The sequence below is a fragment of the Enterococcus sp. ZQ21 genome (assembly GCF_030053755.1).
Classification (GTDB): Bacteria; Bacillota; Bacilli; order Lactobacillales; family Enterococcaceae; genus Enterococcus_B; species Enterococcus_B lactis.
Genome location: NZ_CP125658.1, coordinates 833,965 through 850,527 on the forward strand (window position 1 = coordinate 833,965; position 16,563 = coordinate 850,527).

At 39.4% G+C, this 16,563-nt stretch carries 13 protein-coding genes and 1 pseudogene; 12 read left to right on the plus strand and 2 right to left on the minus strand.

Translation table 11 applies throughout. The features are described from left to right. Nucleotides 1-171 precede the first annotated feature (171 nt). The 5 genes and pseudogenes from QK255_RS03960 to QK255_RS03980 all read left to right on the plus strand — a co-directional run bounded on the left by QK255_RS03960 (nt 172) and on the right by QK255_RS03980 (nt 7,367). Nucleotides 172-396, plus strand: a complete 225-nt coding sequence (locus tag QK255_RS03960) for a YneF family protein (protein ID WP_002291670.1) — start codon at nt 172-174, stop codon at nt 394-396. Between the two features lie 141 nt (nt 397-537). Then, nucleotides 538-2,289: an ABC transporter ATP-binding protein gene (locus tag QK255_RS03965; protein ID WP_002291671.1), complete on the plus strand. Its 1,752-nt coding sequence runs from the start codon at nt 538-540 to the stop codon at nt 2,287-2,289. Then, nucleotides 2,289-4,073: an ABC transporter ATP-binding protein gene (locus tag QK255_RS03970; protein WP_002291676.1), complete on the plus strand. Its 1,785-nt coding sequence runs from the start codon at nt 2,289-2,291 to the stop codon at nt 4,071-4,073. Before QK255_RS03965 ends, QK255_RS03970 begins: the two co-directional genes overlap by 1 nt. 458 nt (nt 4,074-4,531) lie before the next feature. After that, nucleotides 4,532-5,384, plus strand: a pseudogene (gene licT, locus QK255_RS03975) (BglG family transcription antiterminator LicT). Between the two features lie 96 nt (nt 5,385-5,480). Then, nucleotides 5,481-7,367, plus strand: coding sequence for a beta-glucoside-specific PTS transporter subunit IIABC (locus QK255_RS03980; protein ID WP_002291680.1), 1,887 nt, complete (start codon nt 5,481-5,483; stop codon nt 7,365-7,367). A 40-nt stretch (nt 7,368-7,407) separates the two neighbouring features. On the opposite strand, the gene QK255_RS03985 is transcribed toward QK255_RS03980, so the two are convergent. Then, entirely contained in the window at nt 7,408-8,310 is a 903-nt protein-coding gene (locus QK255_RS03985) for a MurR/RpiR family transcriptional regulator (protein ID WP_002291682.1), read from the minus strand. A gap of 229 nt (nt 8,311-8,539) precedes the next feature. On the opposite strand from QK255_RS03985, the gene QK255_RS03990 reads away from it, so the two are divergent. The 5 genes from QK255_RS03990 (at nt 8,540) to QK255_RS04010 (ending at nt 14,754) form a co-directional block, all read left to right on the plus strand. Further along, nucleotides 8,540-9,943 (plus strand): 6-phospho-beta-glucosidase, encoded by a 1,404-nt coding sequence (locus tag QK255_RS03990; protein ID WP_002291684.1) that lies wholly within the window; start codon nt 8,540-8,542, stop codon nt 9,941-9,943. Beyond that, nucleotides 9,943-11,376: a 6-phospho-beta-glucosidase gene (locus tag QK255_RS03995; RefSeq protein ID WP_002291686.1), complete on the plus strand. Its 1,434-nt coding sequence runs from the start codon at nt 9,943-9,945 to the stop codon at nt 11,374-11,376. The genes QK255_RS03990 and QK255_RS03995 overlap by 1 nt, the downstream gene beginning before the upstream one ends. A gap of 144 nt (nt 11,377-11,520) precedes the next feature. Beyond that, the gene (trxB, locus tag QK255_RS04000; protein WP_002291688.1) at nt 11,521-12,447 is read left to right on the plus strand and encodes a thioredoxin-disulfide reductase; all 927 of its coding nucleotides are present in this window, start codon (nt 11,521-11,523) and stop codon (nt 12,445-12,447) included. 213 nt (nt 12,448-12,660) lie between these two features. Next, on the plus strand, nt 12,661-14,388 hold the full coding sequence (locus tag QK255_RS04005) for a phospho-sugar mutase (protein WP_002291690.1): 1,728 nt from the start codon (nt 12,661-12,663) through the stop codon (nt 14,386-14,388). A gap of 15 nt (nt 14,389-14,403) precedes the next feature. Continuing rightward, a complete protein-coding gene (locus QK255_RS04010) occupies nt 14,404-14,754 on the plus strand; it encodes an ArsR/SmtB family transcription factor (RefSeq protein WP_002316410.1) in 351 nt (116 codons plus the stop codon). 83 nt (nt 14,755-14,837) lie between these two features. On the opposite strand, the gene QK255_RS04015 is transcribed toward QK255_RS04010, so the two are convergent. Beyond that, nucleotides 14,838-15,698, minus strand: a complete 861-nt coding sequence (locus tag QK255_RS04015) for a pyruvate, water dikinase regulatory protein (protein ID WP_002314696.1) — start codon at nt 15,696-15,698, stop codon at nt 14,838-14,840. Nucleotides 15,699-15,789: 91 nt separating this feature from the next. On the opposite strand from QK255_RS04015, the gene QK255_RS04020 reads away from it, so the two are divergent. Both QK255_RS04020 and rpsU read left to right on the plus strand, forming a co-directional pair. Next, nucleotides 15,790-16,218: a Fur family transcriptional regulator gene (locus tag QK255_RS04020; protein WP_002287322.1), complete on the plus strand. Its 429-nt coding sequence runs from the start codon at nt 15,790-15,792 to the stop codon at nt 16,216-16,218. A gap of 161 nt (nt 16,219-16,379) precedes the next feature. Beyond that, entirely contained in the window at nt 16,380-16,556 is a 177-nt protein-coding gene (gene rpsU / locus QK255_RS04025) for a 30S ribosomal protein S21 (protein WP_002287321.1), read from the plus strand. Nucleotides 16,557-16,563: the final 7 nt, after the last annotated feature.

The following is a 16,563-nucleotide window of genomic DNA, read 5'->3' on the forward strand; positions in this document are numbered from 1 at the left end:
GCCTAATTTTTTTTCGTGGCGTGTCTTGCTGGTTAATGAAAGAAATTTTGTTCTTCTCTAAAAAAACCACTATTTTTTGCATGAAACTAAAGAATACGCCTTTCTTTTTTCAATAAACTTTAGTAAAATAAATCATTGAGAGCAATTCGGAAATAGAAAGGAGAGATTTATATGGTATCAACAGGTATTGTCGTACTTATTGCTATTATTGCTTTGCTAATCGGCGCAGTAGGTGGCTTTTTCCTAGCGCGTAAATATATGAAAGACTATTTAGAAAAAAATCCTCCCGTTAATGAGGACATGTTGCGATCAATGATGATGTCAATGGGGCAAAAACCATCTGAGAAGAAAATTCGCCAGATGATGCAGCAAATGAAGAACCAAGGGAAAAAATAGGTTCTGACCCAAAGACTTTTTGCGGGCTGATTTTTTCAGTCCGTTTTTTATTTCGTAATTTGTTAGACTATTCAGACTATTCAGCAAAAAAGACAAGCACAGACAATCCTATGCTCTTGATAAAGACAAAGGAGGAGTAAAATGTCGATTTTTAGAAAATTAGGTTGGTTTTTTCGACAGGAAAAGAAACATTATTTAATTGGGATTTTCTCCCTATTCGCAGTGGCCTTGGTACAGTTAGTTCCTCCAAAGGTGATTGGGATCATCATTGATGAGATTGCCGATAAAAATTTATCAATAAAGATCATTTCCTGGTGGATCTTATTATTGATCCTTGCAGCTCTCTTACAATATCTTTTTCGTTATATCTGGCGGACGAATATTTGGGGAAGTGCAGCTCGGTTGGAGAAAGAACTTCGGCAGCAGCTATTCAAACATTTTACAGAAATGGACAATCTCTTTTACCAAAAATATCGGACTGGAGATTTGATGGCTCATGCAACGAATGATTTGAATGCAATCCAGAATGTAGCAGGAGCTGGTATCTTGACCTTTGCAGATTCAGTGATCACGGGCGGAACAACGATCATTGCGATGATTTTGTTTATTGATTGGCGCTTAACACTGATTGCGCTGATTCCTCTGCCTTTGCTAGCCGTTACTTCACGAGTGCTGGGGTCAAAACTCCACGATGCTTTTCGTGATTCGCAAGAAGCTTTTTCTAGTATCAATGATAAGACACAAGAAAGTATCACTGGGATCAAAGTCATTAAAACATTTGGACAAGAAAAAGAAGATCTCGCGGATTTTGAAGAAAAGATTGAAGATGCAATTATTAAAAACAAACGAGTCAATTTTTTAGACTCCTTATTCGATCCATTCATTACCTTGATTATCGGTCTGTCTTATGTTGCAACAATTATTTTAGGTGGAAAGTATGTCTTGGAAGGCACGATCTCGATCGGGCAGATGGTCTCATTTATTAGCTATATCGGTATGCTTGTTTGGCCGATGTTTGCGATTGGTCGATTGTTCAACGTATTGGAAAGAGGAAATGCTTCTTATGATCGCGTCAATGAACTTTTGCATGAAAAGACGCATATCGTGGAACAACTGGGTGCAGTGCAGACCCCGGCAAAAGGCGAGCTGAATGTAGCTATTTCCTCTTTTAACTATCCGAAAGAAGAATCACCAGCATTAGAACAAATCAAATTTGTGATCCAAGAAGGAGAAACATTAGGTATTGTTGGGAAAACTGGTGCGGGAAAAACGACAATCATCAAATTACTGATGCGTGAATACGATGATTATCAAGGAAAAATCCAATTTGGCGGACGTTCGATCAAAGAATATTCATTGAATGCTTTATTAGGATCAATCGGCTATGTGCCTCAAGATCACTTCTTGTTTTCGATGACCATTCGAGATAATATCCGTTTTTCTAATCCAAAACTTTCAGAAGAAGAAGTAGAGCATGCGGCTTCTTTAGCATTTATCAACAATGAAATCAAGGAATTGCCAAAAGGTTATGATACCTTAGTTGGAGAACGTGGAGTCTCTTTATCTGGCGGACAGAAACAAAGGATTTCGATTGCTCGAGCATTGATCAAAAATCCTGAATTGCTGATCTTAGATGATGCACTTTCTGCAGTAGATGCCAAAACAGAAGAAGCTATCTTGCATAATTTAAAAGAAATAAGAAAAGAGAAAACAACCATCATTGCAGCTCACCGTTTAAGCAGCGTGATGCATGCAAAAGAAATCATTGTTGTCGATCAAGGGAAAATCATTGAACGAGGAACCCATCATGAGCTGCTTGCATTAGGCGGCTGGTATGAACGAATGTGGGAGAAACAGCAATTAGAAGCGAAGATAGAAGGAGGCGAGGCCTGATGGATGAAAATTATCAATCGGAATGGACAAAATCGATTCCACTTAAAGAACAGAAGAAGATCATCAAACGACTGATGAAGTTCGCCAAACCTTTTAGAAGAACGTTCATCGTTGCTATCTTATTTGCGTTTGCCCTGTCTGTGATCAATGTCCTATTGCCAAGGATCATCCAAACTTTTATGGATGATCATCTGGCTAAACAGTCGGCTACGACACAAGTTATTTTGTTTTTTGCTGGTATGTACTTGTTTGGAGTCATAGTCAAAAGTATCATTTGGTTTTTCCAATGGTATTTGTATTCCATGGCTTCATTGAAGACCTATCAGTATGTTCGGGTAAGATTATTTGAAAAGCTGCATACACTAGGTATGCGTTATTTTGATCAGACACCGGCAGGATCGACTGTTTCTCGAGTGACAAATGACACAGAAACGCTATTTGAATTTTGGTATGTCTTTTTGATGGTATTGACTGGGATCTTTGCAGTCGTTTCTTCCTTCATTGCCATGTTTCAAATCAATGGAGAAATTGCCTTGTGGACTTTGGTGTTCTTGCCGATTTTAGGAATCGTCATCTGGTATTACCAGAAATTTAGTTCTCGTATTTACCGGAATATGCGGGAAAAATTAAGTCAGCTGAACACGAAATTGAATGAATCGATTTCCGGCATGCGTATTATCCAGCAGTTTCGCCAAGAAGCTCGTTTAGCTAAAGAATTTGAACAAGTGAACAACGAGTATTTAGACACGCGCTATGCGATGATCAAAACGAATTCGATTCTGTTAAGTCCGATCATCAATTTTCTATATGCATTGGCGATTGCGTTGGCGTTGACTTTGTTTGGGATCGATGCGTTGCATTCTCCCGTAGAAGTTGGACTGATCTATGCATTTACGACCTATGTCCAGGGATTTTTTAATCCAATGTCTCAAATGATGGACTTTTTGAGCACCTTTACAGATGGAATGGTTGCCGGTAGTCGCATTTTGAAAATCATGGATACAGAAGAATATGCACCGCAACAAAATCCTGGAGCAGATCAAGCGATTACTTCAGGTAAGATCGAGTTTCGCAATGTAAGCTTTTCTTATGATGGAGAGCACAATGTATTGAACAATATCTCTTTTGTCGCTAATCCGGGAGAGACCGTTGCATTAGTGGGGCACACCGGAAGCGGAAAAAGCTCGATCATCAACGTATTGATGCGGTTTTACGAATTTTATGAAGGCCAGATCTTGATTGATAATCATGACATTCGAGAATATCCAATGGAAGAGTTACGTAAGAAAATGGGATTGGTCTTGCAAGATGCCTTCTTGTTTTATGGAGATATCGCAGGAAATATCCGGATGATGAATCCAGCTATCACAGACGAACAGATTCGCCATGCAGCTGAGTTTGTTCAAGCAAACAAGTTCATCGATGAATTACCAAAAGGATATCACTCAAAAGTGATCGAACACGGTGCCAGCTATTCTAGCGGACAACGACAGCTGATCACTTTTGCGCGAACAATCGTGACAGATCCTAAAATACTAGTATTGGATGAAGCGACAGCAAATATCGATACTGAAACAGAAGGATTGATCCAAGAAGGATTGACAAAAATGCGACAAGGACGGACAACGATTGCGATTGCCCATCGGCTGTCCACGATTCGGGATGCAGAATTGATTTTAGTTTTAGACAAAGGTCATATAGTAGAACGCGGGAATCATGAAACACTTCTAGCGCAAAATGGTTTGTATGCAGATATGTACAAACTGCAAAGCAGTGGTGTGTAAAAAGTGGTTGTGACAGGGCTCCGTTCAGCTTTAGGTGATAAGAAAAAAATTGTAAAAAAGGCTTTCCAGATTTTTGCATAAATTTGGCTTATCACCGATAAGCTGGTACTGGAACATCGTATATTAGAAGTTGTGACAGTAGCATAGTAGCATTTTGACCTAAGCGCTAGAGTGAAAATAAAACAGAGCTTCCCAGATTCTTCATCTGTGAGCGGTAGTGTCGTAGTCACCAGATTTAAAAAAAGATCACGACAGCTAGTCAGAAGTGCCTAATAGCCGCTAAGAAAGCGTTGACAAAAACATTTACTTTCGATAATTTAAAGAAAACGATACAACTTGGATAGTGATTGCCTGATGCAAGCTAAACCTGATGAGTCTCCCATGGTTCCATGGACGGCTTTTTGGGTTTTTCTTTTTGTTTTGGATACAGCCCTATATATCATGGAAAGGAGCAAAACATGCTGATTGAGAAAGTACTGAATAACAACGTCGTAATAACCAGGGATGAAAGAAATCAGGAAATGATCGTGATGGGAAAAGGTTTGGCATTCAAAAAGAAAGTGGGTGACCCGATTTTTGACTCATGCATCGACAAAAAATTTCAGTTGACAAATGACGGACTTTCACAACAGTTCCAAGAATTGGCACAAGCGATTCCTCTTGAGTACTTAGAAATTTCTTGTGAAATCATTGAATATACAAAAGAGGCTCTACAAGTCCAGTTGAATGATTCGGTGTATATTGCATTGACGGATCATTTGTATACGGCTATCGAACGTCACAAAATGGGAATATTTGTACCAAATGTATTGCTGTATGATATCAAACAACTATTTCCTAAAGAGTATGCCATCGGGAAAAAAAACAGTGAAGAAAATCTCGGATAAATACCACATCAAGTTATCAGAAGATGAAGCCGGATTTATCGCATTGCATTTAGTCAATGCACAAGGCATTCAAAGCCAACAAGACAATACCTACCTGTTTACTACAACAATACAGGATATTCTAAATATCGTCCGCTATTACTATAAGATTACATTTGATGAAGATTCAGTCCATTTTTTTCGATTCGTCACACACCTACGTTTTTTTCTGACACGCGTCCTAGATGGAGAAAAAACAGAAGTGGGAGAAGTTTCTGAGGAATTGTTCCAGGTTATTCAAAAAAAATATAAGGACACGTTTGGTTGCGTTGAGAAAATAGCAGACTTTTTAGCCGAGGCATTCAACTACCAGATGTCCACGGACGAAAAAATGTATTTAACGATTCATACTGCGCGTTTAGTGCATGAGAATCGTTGTAAATAAATAAAAAAAGGAGGATAAATTAACAAGAACGTATGAAATAAGGGTAGTGACATTCAGTTGGCTAAACCTTCCACTAATAAATTGGAGGGAATAGAAATGGGAAAATATCAAGAATTAGCGAGCAAAATTGTAGAAAATGTCGGCGGAAAGGAAAATATCAATGGTTTGACACATTGTATCACAAGGCTTCGTTTCAAATTAAAAAACGAAGAAAAAGCAAATGATGAGATCTTGAAAAATATGGACGGTGTTGTGACGGTAATGCGAGCGGGAGGACAGTACCAAGTTGTTATCGGGAATCATGTGCCAGTCGTGTTTGAAGAGGTTATAAAAGCAGGAAACCTTACTTTTGATGAGGCTGTTTCAACAGAAAAAATGAGACCGTTTGATATGCTTATTGATGGAATATCGGGCTGTTTCCAGCCATTCCTTGCTATTCTAGCTGCTGGTGGGATGATTCGTGGACTGACAGCATTACTTGTCTTCTTAGGCGCATTTGACCGCGGTTCTGGCACATTTGTTATGTTTGATAATATCGGTGATTCTGTATTCCAATTTATGCCTGTTATTATCGGTTTAACAGCTGCCCGTAAATTTAAAGTAAATGAATTCGTAGGGATGTTGCTTGGCGCAGCATTAATGAATCCTAGCTTGTCGCTGGAAGCTTTGAGTGGTGCAGCAGAAGCACCACTGACGACCATATTTTCTGGTACTATTTTTGAAGCACCTATTTATCAAACAGTATTCGGCATTCCCTGGATTGCGCGTAACTACGCTTCTTCTGTCATTCCCATTATCTTTATTGTGTTGTTAGCTAGCCAAATTCAGAAGCCAATTAAAAAGTTAGTACCTGAGATGATCGCGAATTTCTTCGTTCCATTCTTCACCGTTCTTATTACAATGCCCTTAGGTTTTTTACTCGTTGGACCAGCATTCACATTCGCAACTGATATTTTAATGGCTGGATTTGAAACACTTTTAGCACTTTCGCCAGTTATTTATGGAGCAATCGTAGGCTTCTTCTGGCAAATTCTAGTGATGTTTGGTCTCCATTGGGCAATCGTACCAATGGGATTGATGCAATTTTCTGTGAATGGCTGGCAAAATATCATGACACCTGTTGCAGTAGTGTCTTTTGGACAAACTGCAGCACTTACTGCACTCTACTTTAAGCTTAGAAACCCAAAAGACAAAGCAATCGCAATACCAGCCATTGTTTCTGGTATTGTGGGGATTACAGAGCCAGCTATTTATGGGTTTACATTGCCACGTAAAAAAATATTTATTTTTACCTGTGTCGGTGGTGCGTTAGGGGGTGCGTATAGTGGATTAATGAATTTAACTTCTTGGAATCAAGGTGGATTAGGCATCTTTACAATTCCCAACTATATTAGACCAGATGGTGATTTAACGGATGTGATTAATGTATTGATTGGAATCGCCATTGCGACGGTGGTATCCTTTGCGCTGACTTTTTTCTTTTGGAAGGAGGAAGCAGGTGAAACAGATGATAGACAGAAAAGATCAGGTAAAGAAATTGTAAAAACACCGATACAAGGACAAATCGCTCCACTGAATGCAGCAAAGGATGCAGCTTTTGCACAAGGAACACTAGGTCGAGGAATCTTGATCTACCCTGAAAAAGGAGAAGTACGTGCCCCTTTTGACGGAACAGTCATGACCCTGTTCCCGACGAAACATGCAATCGGAATGGTTTCTGAAGCAGGTCTGGAATTGCTGATTCATGTCGGATTGGATACTGTTCAGTTGGAAGGGAAATATTTTGAAAGCTTGGTGCAGCAAGGAGAAAGAGTGAAACAAGGCGATCTGTTGCTCCGCTTCGACAAAAAGAAAATCGAAGAGGAAGGATACAGTTTAGAAACACCTGTGATCGTCACCAATTACACGGATTATTTGGATATTTTGGAAAATCAAGGGGAGACGGTCGGGCCAGACGATGCACTTATCACCGCACTGACCTGAACGGTTAGGTGAAAGAATGGACTAGGCTTAACTATTCTTTTTATTCCACTTCTTTATTTTCGAAATTGAAAGGCTCTTTCATGATGGCTGAGCTGATAGGGCGTTTATCAAATTTTTGTCCTACAGAAATTAGATGGACTAAATTCTGTTGATAATTTTCTGCAAAAACACAACTATATAACACGTCTAGAAGATAACAAATCGATGTATTGATCGTAAAATTACCAATTTTCGAATACAGTCGTTCGCGTGTCGTAAGTCGCAAAGCGGCTGTACTCATTGAAGATAGCGTTGAATCACCGATACTGGTCAAAGCTAAAATTGGCACATGATTTTGTTTCAATATTTCTGCGGTACGAAGGATCACATTGTTTTCACCCGTATAAGAAATCAGAATCCCGCACATATCACTCGTGCAATTGTACGCTTCATAGAACGATTCACCAAAAGTGGTGACAATCGTGACATCCATTTTGATGCGCTTCATTTTCAGCATGAAATCTTGAGAAATCAAAGTATTCGAGTTACTGGCGAAAATCACGATTTTTTTTGCTTGAAGCATTAGTTGTTTGGCTTTTTGCAGTTGGTCATGATGAATGAGAGAAAGTGTATCTTGAATCGTCATCTGTTCTAAAGAAGCCATTTTATTTGCGATCGTCATAATACCGTCTGTGGTGGAAAAAGGAAGATTCGCATCTACGTCTTGAAAATTCCCTTCAAGATAGGCTGTTTCAGCTAAAAAAGCATTACGAAAACTGACCCAGCCATCAAAACCCATTTTTTTTGCTACACGGATGAGTGTGGACGGGTGGACATAACATCGCTCAGCAATCTCTTGGATGGTCATTTCGCCAAGTGCTGGAGAATCGCTTAAGAGAAACTGAATCACTTCATTTTCTGAAGGAGAAAAGGAGATTTCTTTGATTTTTTCACGTAATAACATGTAGATACCTTCTTCTTGTTTTTTTACGTAAATTATAACTTTTTTGAAAATGATTTGTAAACGGATTTATGTTATATAGCTTAATAAAGACATTTTTTGACAAGATATTTACAAAAATCCAGAAGAAAACACTAACTTTTGTAAATGTTACTGGAAAGAAACGAATTTCTATTGTTTGTTTTGTTTACAAAAAAGATAATAAAAGTGTAAAAAGTAAAGGAGTGAGAACATGGCAAAAGGAATCAAAATCGCTACGATTGGTGGAGGCAGCAGTTACACCCCCGAGTTGATGGAAGGATTTATCAAAAGATATGAGGAATTACCGATACGAGAAATCTGGCTCGTAGATGTAGAAGAAGGAAAAGAAAAGCTTGAGATCGTCAGTCAGATGTCTCAGCGTATGTGGGATGCTTCTCCGTATGAAGTCAAAATCTATGCAACTCTGGATCGGGAAGAAGCATTGAAAGATGCGGATTTTGTTACGACTCAGTTTCGTGTCGGTCAATTAGATGCACGAATCAAAGACGAGCGGATCCCTAGTTATTATGGGATGATTGGGCAAGAAACAAATGGTGCTGGCGGGATATTCAAAGCTTTTCGTACTGTTCCAGTGGTTTTGGCAATCGTTGAAGACATGAAGCGTTTATGTCCAAATGCTTGGCTGATCAATTTCGCGAACCCAAGCGGGATGGTGACAGAAGCAGTTATCAGATATGGCAAATGGGATAAAGTGATCGGATTATGCAATGTGCCAGTAATGGCGATGATGACAGAACCAACAATGCTTGGCAAGAAAAAAGAAGAGCTGATCTACAAGTTTGCCGGTCTAAATCACTTCCATTGGCACAAAGTAGCAGATAATAAAGGAAATGACCGCACGGCAGAATTGATTGATCGTTTATACGATGAAGACAATGGATTGCCGAAAAATATCTTTGATATCCCGTTTTTCAAAGAACAATTAAAACAAATGAACATGATCCCTTGTGGCTACCACCGCTATTACTATCGTGAAGAAGAAATGCTGGAACATGCTTTAGAAGAATATCAAACGATTGGTACAAGAGCGCAGCAAGTGAAAGAAACAGAAGCAGAGCTGTTTGAATTATACAAAGATCCAGAGTTGGATCATAAACCTGAACAATTGCAAAAACGAGGTGGTGCTTATTATTCAGATGCTGCCTGTGAAACGATTGCTTCGATCTATGGAAATAAAGAAACACAGATCGTGGTATCTACAAAGAATGATGGAGCTGTTCCTGATCTGCCGGCAGATTGTGTAGTAGAAGTCACTGCCTATGTTGGCGCACAAGGCGCACGAAATGTAGCGTTTGGTTCCCTTCCTGCTGCTGAAAGAGGCTGGTTGCAAGTAATGAAGAATATGGAATTGCTGACGATCGAAGCAGCCGTGACTGGTGATTATGGAACAGCTTTACAAGCGTTTACGATCAATCCGCTTATACGATCAGGAAAGACAGCAAAACGGATCATGGATGAGTTGTTTATTGCACATCAGCAGTATTTACCGCAATTCAAGGAAACAATCAGCCGGTTAAAAGCAGAAGGAATCGAAGTCCAAGATGAACTGGCAAGAGAATTATCAAGCAATCCACATGTAATGGAGGAAGTATGATGGGATTCAGAAAAAATTTTTTATGGGGCGGAGCTACAGCAGCCAATCAATGCGAGGGCGGTTATGATGAAGGCGGACGTGGGTTAGCGAACGTAGATGTTGTGCCAATCGGAGAAGACCGTTTTCCTGTCATTACTGGAAAAAAGAAAATGTTTGAATTTGATGAAAATCATTTTTATCCAGCAAAAATTGCGATCGATATGTATCATCATTATAAGGAAGATATTGCTTTATTTGCAGAAATGGGGTTCAAGACTTATCGGATGTCCATTGCTTGGAGTCGTATTTTTCCAATGGGCGATGAAAAAGAGCCAAATGAATCTGGTTTGAAATTTTATGAGGATGTCTTTAAAGAATGTCAAAAGTACGGGATCGAGCCGCTTGTGACGATTACACATTTTGATTGTCCGATGCATTTGATCAAAGAATATGGTGCGTGGCGTTCCAGAGAACTCGTTGGTTTTTATGAAAATCTGTGCCGAGTCATCTTCAATCGCTATAAAGGACTTGTCAAATATTGGTTGACATTCAATGAGATCAATATGATCCTTCATGCACCATTCATGGGCGCAGGGCTGTATTTTGAAGAAGGAGAAAATGAAGAACAAATCAAATATCAAGCGGCACATCATGAGTTGGTTGCAAGTGCCATCGCAACGAAGATTGCTCATGAAGTAGATCCGGAGAACAAAGTAGGCTGTATGCTGGCAGCAGGAGCATATTATCCATACACTTGCAATCCTGAAGATGTTTGGGCTTCTAGAAAATCAGATCGAGAAAATTATTTCTTCATTGATGTCCAGTCACGAGGAGAATATCCCGCTTATGCATTGAAAGAAATGGAACGAAATGGCATTCAGATCAAAATGGAACCTGGGGATGCCGCATTGCTGAAAGAACATACTGTTGATTTTATCTCCTTTTCTTATTATTCTTCTCGAGTTTCGACTACTGACAACGAACTCTTGGAACAGACTGCAGGAAATATCTTTGCTTCTGTCAAAAATCCATATCTGGAAGCAAGTGAATGGGGTTGGCAAATTGATCCATTAGGCTTGAGAATAACGATGAATGATATTTATGATCGTTATCAAAAACCACTATTTATTGTAGAAAACGGTTTAGGTGCAGTCGATACGCCCGATGAGAATGGTTATGTGGAAGATGATTATCGAATCGACTATCTGGCAGCACATATCCAGGCAATGAAAGATGCAGTAGAATTAGATGGAGTCGATCTATTAGGCTATACGACTTGGGGATGTATTGATTTAGTATCAGCTGGTACAGGTGAGATGAAGAAAAGGTACGGATTCATTTATGTCGATCGTGACAACGAAGGAAATGGCACATTAGCCCGTTCGAAGAAGAAATCATTCAACTGGTATAAAAAAGTAATTGATTCAAATGGAGAAAATCTTTCGAATGATTGATCAATGATTTATAAAAGTCTATTGTTTTTCAGCGGATTTTTCGAGTATAATAAAGCTATTCGAGAAACGCAAGCAGAACAATAGACTTTTTTTCGCATTGGCTGTAAAGTATGCTTACTTGATTAAGTAAAGGAGAATCTACATATGTATGATGTAATCGTTATTGGCGCAGGTCCTGCTGGGATGACTGCTGCTTTATATGCTTCACGTTCAAACTTATCCGTATTGATGATCGAACAAGGCGCCCCTGGCGGCCAAATGAACAATACGGCAGAAATCGAAAACTATCCTGGTTTCGATTCAATCATGGGTCCTGATCTAGCTTATAAGATGTATGAAGGTGTTTCAAGATTTGGGACAGAAAATGCTTATGGAATCGTGCAAGATATCAAGGATCACGGCAGCCACAAAGAAGTTATTTGTGAAGATAAAACTTACGAAGGAAAAACAGTCATTATCGCAACAGGCTGTATCCACCGTAAATTAGGCGTACCTGGCGAGGAAGAATTTGCTGGACGTGGCGTTTCTTACTGTGCAGTTTGTGATGGTGCGTTTTTCCGTAACAAACGTCTAGTAGTGATCGGAGGAGGAGACTCAGCAGTAGAAGAAGCCATCTATTTGACACAATTTGCTTCTGAAGTAGTCATCGTCCACCGTAGAGATGAATTACGTGCACAAAAGATCATCCAAGACCGTGCATTTGCGAATGAAAAAATTTCCTTTATGTGGGATACAGTCGTTGACGAAATCGTTGGGAATGAAATGGTAGTGACAGGTGTGAAAGCACGTAATGTCAAAACCGGCAATGAGTTTGATTTGGCAGCAGACGGAGTATTCATCTATGTTGGACTGGATCCATTAACTGCACCATTTAGAGAAGCTGGGTTGACGAACGAAGCCGGCTGGATTCCAACAGACAACGAAATGAAGACGAATATACCAGGCGTTTTTGCCATCGGAGATGTTCGTGAAAAAGATTTGCGACAAATCACTACTGCTGTTGGTGATGGTGGGATCGCTGGACAACAAGTGTATAAATACTTGGAATCTTTAGAAGAAACAACTGCATAAGTTTAAAAAGAGTGGAAGAACGGTTTCAATTGTTCTTTTACTCTTTTTTTTCGCGTGAAATCTACTGAATCCGATTTATGCGAATACTTGTAACCGTGCTTGATAAAAGAATCTTTTCTTGATTTAAGCGTTTTTTGGTCCTCATACTTTCATATCTAATAAGTGAATGCTATACTTATTAAGAACCATATTTCAGAAAGAGGTGTTATTTTCATGTCTTGGGAACAAGTGTATGAACAATGGGTACATGAAGAAAATTTAGAAGAAAACTTAAAAAAACAATTAAATGATCTGGGTGAAGATCCTGAAAAACTTGAAGATGCTTTTTATGCACCGTTGGAATTCGGTACTGCAGGCATGCGGGGAATCTTAGGACCTGGGATCAATCGAATGAACATCTATACGGTAAGACAAGCAACAGAAGGACTTGCACGTTTCATGGATACACAAGGCGAAGAAACAAAACGCCGAGGTGTCGCTATCGCTTATGACTCACGCCATCAATCACCAGAATTTGCCATGGAAGCAGCCAAAACATTAGCACATCACAATATCCCATCTTATGTATTCGAAAGTCTACGTCCAACACCAGAGCTTTCTTTTGCAGTCCGTCATTTGAAGACGTTTGCGGGAATCATGGTAACTGCATCCCACAATCCAGCAGCTTACAACGGATATAAAGTCTATGGAGAAGATGGGGGACAAATGCCTCCTGCAGACGCAGATGCATTGACGAAATATGTCCGTGAAGTCAGCAATCCGTTAAAAGTTGAAGTATTATCTGACGAAGAAGCTGAACATAGCGGATTGATCACGATCATCGGAGAAGAAGTGGATGCCGCTTATCTAGAAGAAATCAAAGCAGTAACGATTGATCATGAATTGGTGGAAACAATGGGGAAAGATTTGAAACTTGTGTACACACCACTTCACGGAACAGGAAAAATGTTAGGCGAACGTGCGTTGAAACAAGCTGGATTCGAACAATTCGTACTAGTTCCAGAACAAGCTGTCGCAGACCCAGATTTCACTACAGTCAAATCACCAAATCCAGAAGAACACTCTGCTTTTGAGTATGCGATACGACTTGGCGAGAAAGAAGGCGCTGATTTGCTGATTGCAACAGATCCTGATGCAGACCGTTTAGGTGCAGCCGTTCGTTTGCCAAATGGCTCCTATGAAGTATTGACCGGAAACCAAATCGGAGCACTGTTTGCTCAATATATTTTGGAAGCACACCAATCGCGAGGCACTTTACCTGAAAACGCAGCGGTATTGAAATCGATCGTTTCTAGCGAATTGCCTACAGCAATTGCGGAACACTATGGGGCTACCATGTTCAATGTATTGACAGGATTCAAATTCATTGCTGAAAAAATTCAACAATTCGAAGAAGATCATTCCCATACTTTTATGTTCGGATTCGAAGAAAGTTACGGTTATTTAGTTAAACCTTTCGTTCGCGACAAAGACGCGATCCAAGCATTGCTCTTATTAGCAGAAGTAGCAGCTTACTATAAAAAACAAGGCAAAACGTTGTATGACGGCTTGCAAACGATTTTTGAAACCTATGGCTACTACGCAGAAAAAACGATTTCTGTGACAATGAGCGGACAAGAAGGTTCTGCGAAAATCTCTGCTTTGATGGAAAAATTCCGTGAAGAAGCACCAACAGAATTTGCCGGAGCAAAAGTCATCCAAACAGAAGACTTCAAAGAGTTGACGAGAACAAACCGTGAAGGAAATGTAGAAAAACTAACGACACCGCCATCTGATGTATTGAAGTATACGCTGGAAGAAAATGGCTGGATCGCTATCCGTCCTTCAGGAACTGAGCCGAAAATCAAGTTTTATATCGGTGTAAAAGGAAACTCTTCAGAAGACGCAGCTGAAAAAGTAGCCGCTTATGAAGCGATTATCCAAAAGATGACAGAAGAATAAAAAAACTTGAGACTGATGGAAAAAGTGGTAAACTTTAGAAGTCAGTCTTTTTTCAAGTTGGAGGTGAATGGATTGCCAGACACGCAAAAAACAAAAGTAGAGAAAGTCAGCCAACTATTCAAAATGTTGAGTGACCCCACTCGTCTCAAAATTCTGCTGTATCTGAAAGACGGGGAACAAAATGTGACAGCAATCACCCAAGCAGTGGAAATGGAACAATCTGCTGTATCGCATCAACTGCGTTTATTAAGAGAAAACCATGTCGTCAAGTCCCATCGTGAGGGAAAAGCGATTTTGTATAGTCTTGATGATTCTCACGTACTGGATATTTTGAACCAGACACTCAAACATGTGGAACATCAATAACGATAGGTGCAAATAGAGACAAACTGGACTGTGTCAACGAATCTTCTTCGCTGACACAGTCCAGTTTTTTTAAAGAAAAATTGTTAGTCTGTTTCTTCGGTGGTTTCAGTTCCATAATAACTATGGTCTTCTAGGTCTAAAGCATTCAAAATAAGCGAAGCTGTTTCTTCAATAGATAAAGAAGCGACATTGATTACTACGCAGCCCAGTTTTTCATAAAGATCATTTGCAAAATCGAGTTCAGCTCGTATTTTTTCGATATCGGAATAAGCAGTATCAGGATTTAATCCGTAAGAGCGCATCCGTTCTTTACGGATATTGTTTAAAATATCTGGGTTATTCGTCAGTCCCACGATTTTTTTAGGATCGATCTCCCAAAGCTGTTTGGGAATATGTGCTTGTGGGATCAAAGGAAGATTGGCAACTTTTAAATTTTTGTTAGCTAAAAACAAGCTCAAAGGCGTTTTGGAAGTTCGGGATACGCCTAGCAAAACGACATCTGCTTCTAGAAACCCACGCGGATCTTTCCCGTCATCGTATTTTACAGCAAATTCCATTGCTTTGATCCGTTTGAAATAGTTCTCATTCAATAAATGAAGGGCGCCAGGTTGCCGAATGGGCTTGATACCAGTTAAGCGCTCGATTTCTGATATCGGCGGAGTCATCACATCAAAACTAAATAATTGATGTTCTTCACAAAAAGAACGCGTCATCTCGATCAATTCTTGATTGATCAATGTGTGTAGGACAAGGGCTTTTTCTTTTAGTGCATCTTGCAGTGCCTGCATCAATGTTTTCTCATCTGTCACAAATGTTCTGCGGAATAAATTGAACTCAACGCTAGGATATTGGGCCATAGTGGCTTGTGCTAATTTTGTCGCAGTTTCTCCAGCAGAGTCGGAGATGACAAAAAAAGTAACGATTTCTGTAGAATCGGAAGACATGGATAAAACCTCACTTGCATTTTTTTTATGTTTATTATACCATACTCTAGAATGTGTACTTCGTAATCATTTTGATTTGGAGGGATAAGTCATGAAAAAACAGACATTGATCGAACAATCACTAGAAACATTGAAAAATAACGGTTTTAAATATACTAAAAAAAGAGAAGCATTGTTAACTTATTTAGTGAAGCGCAATCGCTACGTATCCGCTAAAGAAGTTTTTGACTATATGAATCAGGAATTCAAAGGAGTAAGTTACGATACGATTTATCGAAATCTCCATGATTTTGCAGAAATCGATTTACTGGAAGAAACCGATTTAAATGGAGAGATGAAGTTTCGTTTTCATTGCTGTCAAGGGGAAATCGGCCATCACCATCACTTTATCTGTACGGTGTGCGGAACAACGAAAGAAATCCATATGTGTCCAATGAATTATTTCGAAGAACAGCTCGGTGGATGTACGATCGAAGGGCATAGATTCGAGATTTTCGGAAGATGTGAAAATTGTCAATAAGGATTTAAATAAAATAACATTTGATAATTTTAAAAAAAAGCAAGATTTCCTTGACGGTCAAAACAGCATTAGATATAATATTTACAGGACAGTCTTGTTTTTTGAGATATATTTCAATAACAATTACGGTTACTTTTTAAGCTCGGAGGGAGGGAATTAACATGTCAAAAACAGTCGTTCGCAAAAACGAATCACTTGACGATGCTCTTCGTCGCTTCAAACGTTCCGTGTCAAAAGCGGGTACTTTACAAGAATCTCGTAAACGTGAATTCTACGAAAAACCAAGTGTAAGACGCAAGAAAAAATCTGAAGCAGCTAGAAAACGCAAAAAATTCTAGTTCTGTG

Bases quoted from the DNA above. Each gene is read 5' to 3' on its own strand.
- QK255_RS03960 (WP_002291670.1), top strand. From the start codon at position 172: ATGGTATCAACAGGTATTGTCGTACTTATTGCTATTATTGCTTTGCTA.
- QK255_RS03965 (WP_002291671.1), top strand. From the start codon at position 538: ATGTCGATTTTTAGAAAATTAGGTTGGTTTTTTCGACAGGAAAAGAAA.
- QK255_RS03970 (WP_002291676.1), top strand. From the start codon at position 2,289: ATGGATGAAAATTATCAATCGGAATGGACAAAATCGATTCCACTTAAA.
- QK255_RS03980 (WP_002291680.1), top strand. From the start codon at position 5,481: ATGGGAAAATATCAAGAATTAGCGAGCAAAATTGTAGAAAATGTCGGC.
- QK255_RS03985 (WP_002291682.1), bottom strand. From the start codon at position 8,310: ATGTTATTACGTGAAAAAATCAAAGAAATCTCCTTTTCTCCTTCAGAA.
- QK255_RS03990 (WP_002291684.1), top strand. From the start codon at position 8,540: ATGGCAAAAGGAATCAAAATCGCTACGATTGGTGGAGGCAGCAGTTAC.
- QK255_RS03995 (WP_002291686.1), top strand. From the start codon at position 9,943: ATGGGATTCAGAAAAAATTTTTTATGGGGCGGAGCTACAGCAGCCAAT.
- trxB (WP_002291688.1), top strand. From the start codon at position 11,521: ATGTATGATGTAATCGTTATTGGCGCAGGTCCTGCTGGGATGACTGCT.
- QK255_RS04005 (WP_002291690.1), top strand. From the start codon at position 12,661: ATGTCTTGGGAACAAGTGTATGAACAATGGGTACATGAAGAAAATTTA.
- QK255_RS04010 (WP_002316410.1), top strand. From the start codon at position 14,404: ATGGAAAAAGTGGTAAACTTTAGAAGTCAGTCTTTTTTCAAGTTGGAG.
- QK255_RS04015 (WP_002314696.1), bottom strand. From the start codon at position 15,698: ATGTCTTCCGATTCTACAGAAATCGTTACTTTTTTTGTCATCTCCGAC.
- QK255_RS04020 (WP_002287322.1), top strand. From the start codon at position 15,790: ATGAAAAAACAGACATTGATCGAACAATCACTAGAAACATTGAAAAAT.
- rpsU (WP_002287321.1), top strand. From the start codon at position 16,380: ATGTCAAAAACAGTCGTTCGCAAAAACGAATCACTTGACGATGCTCTT.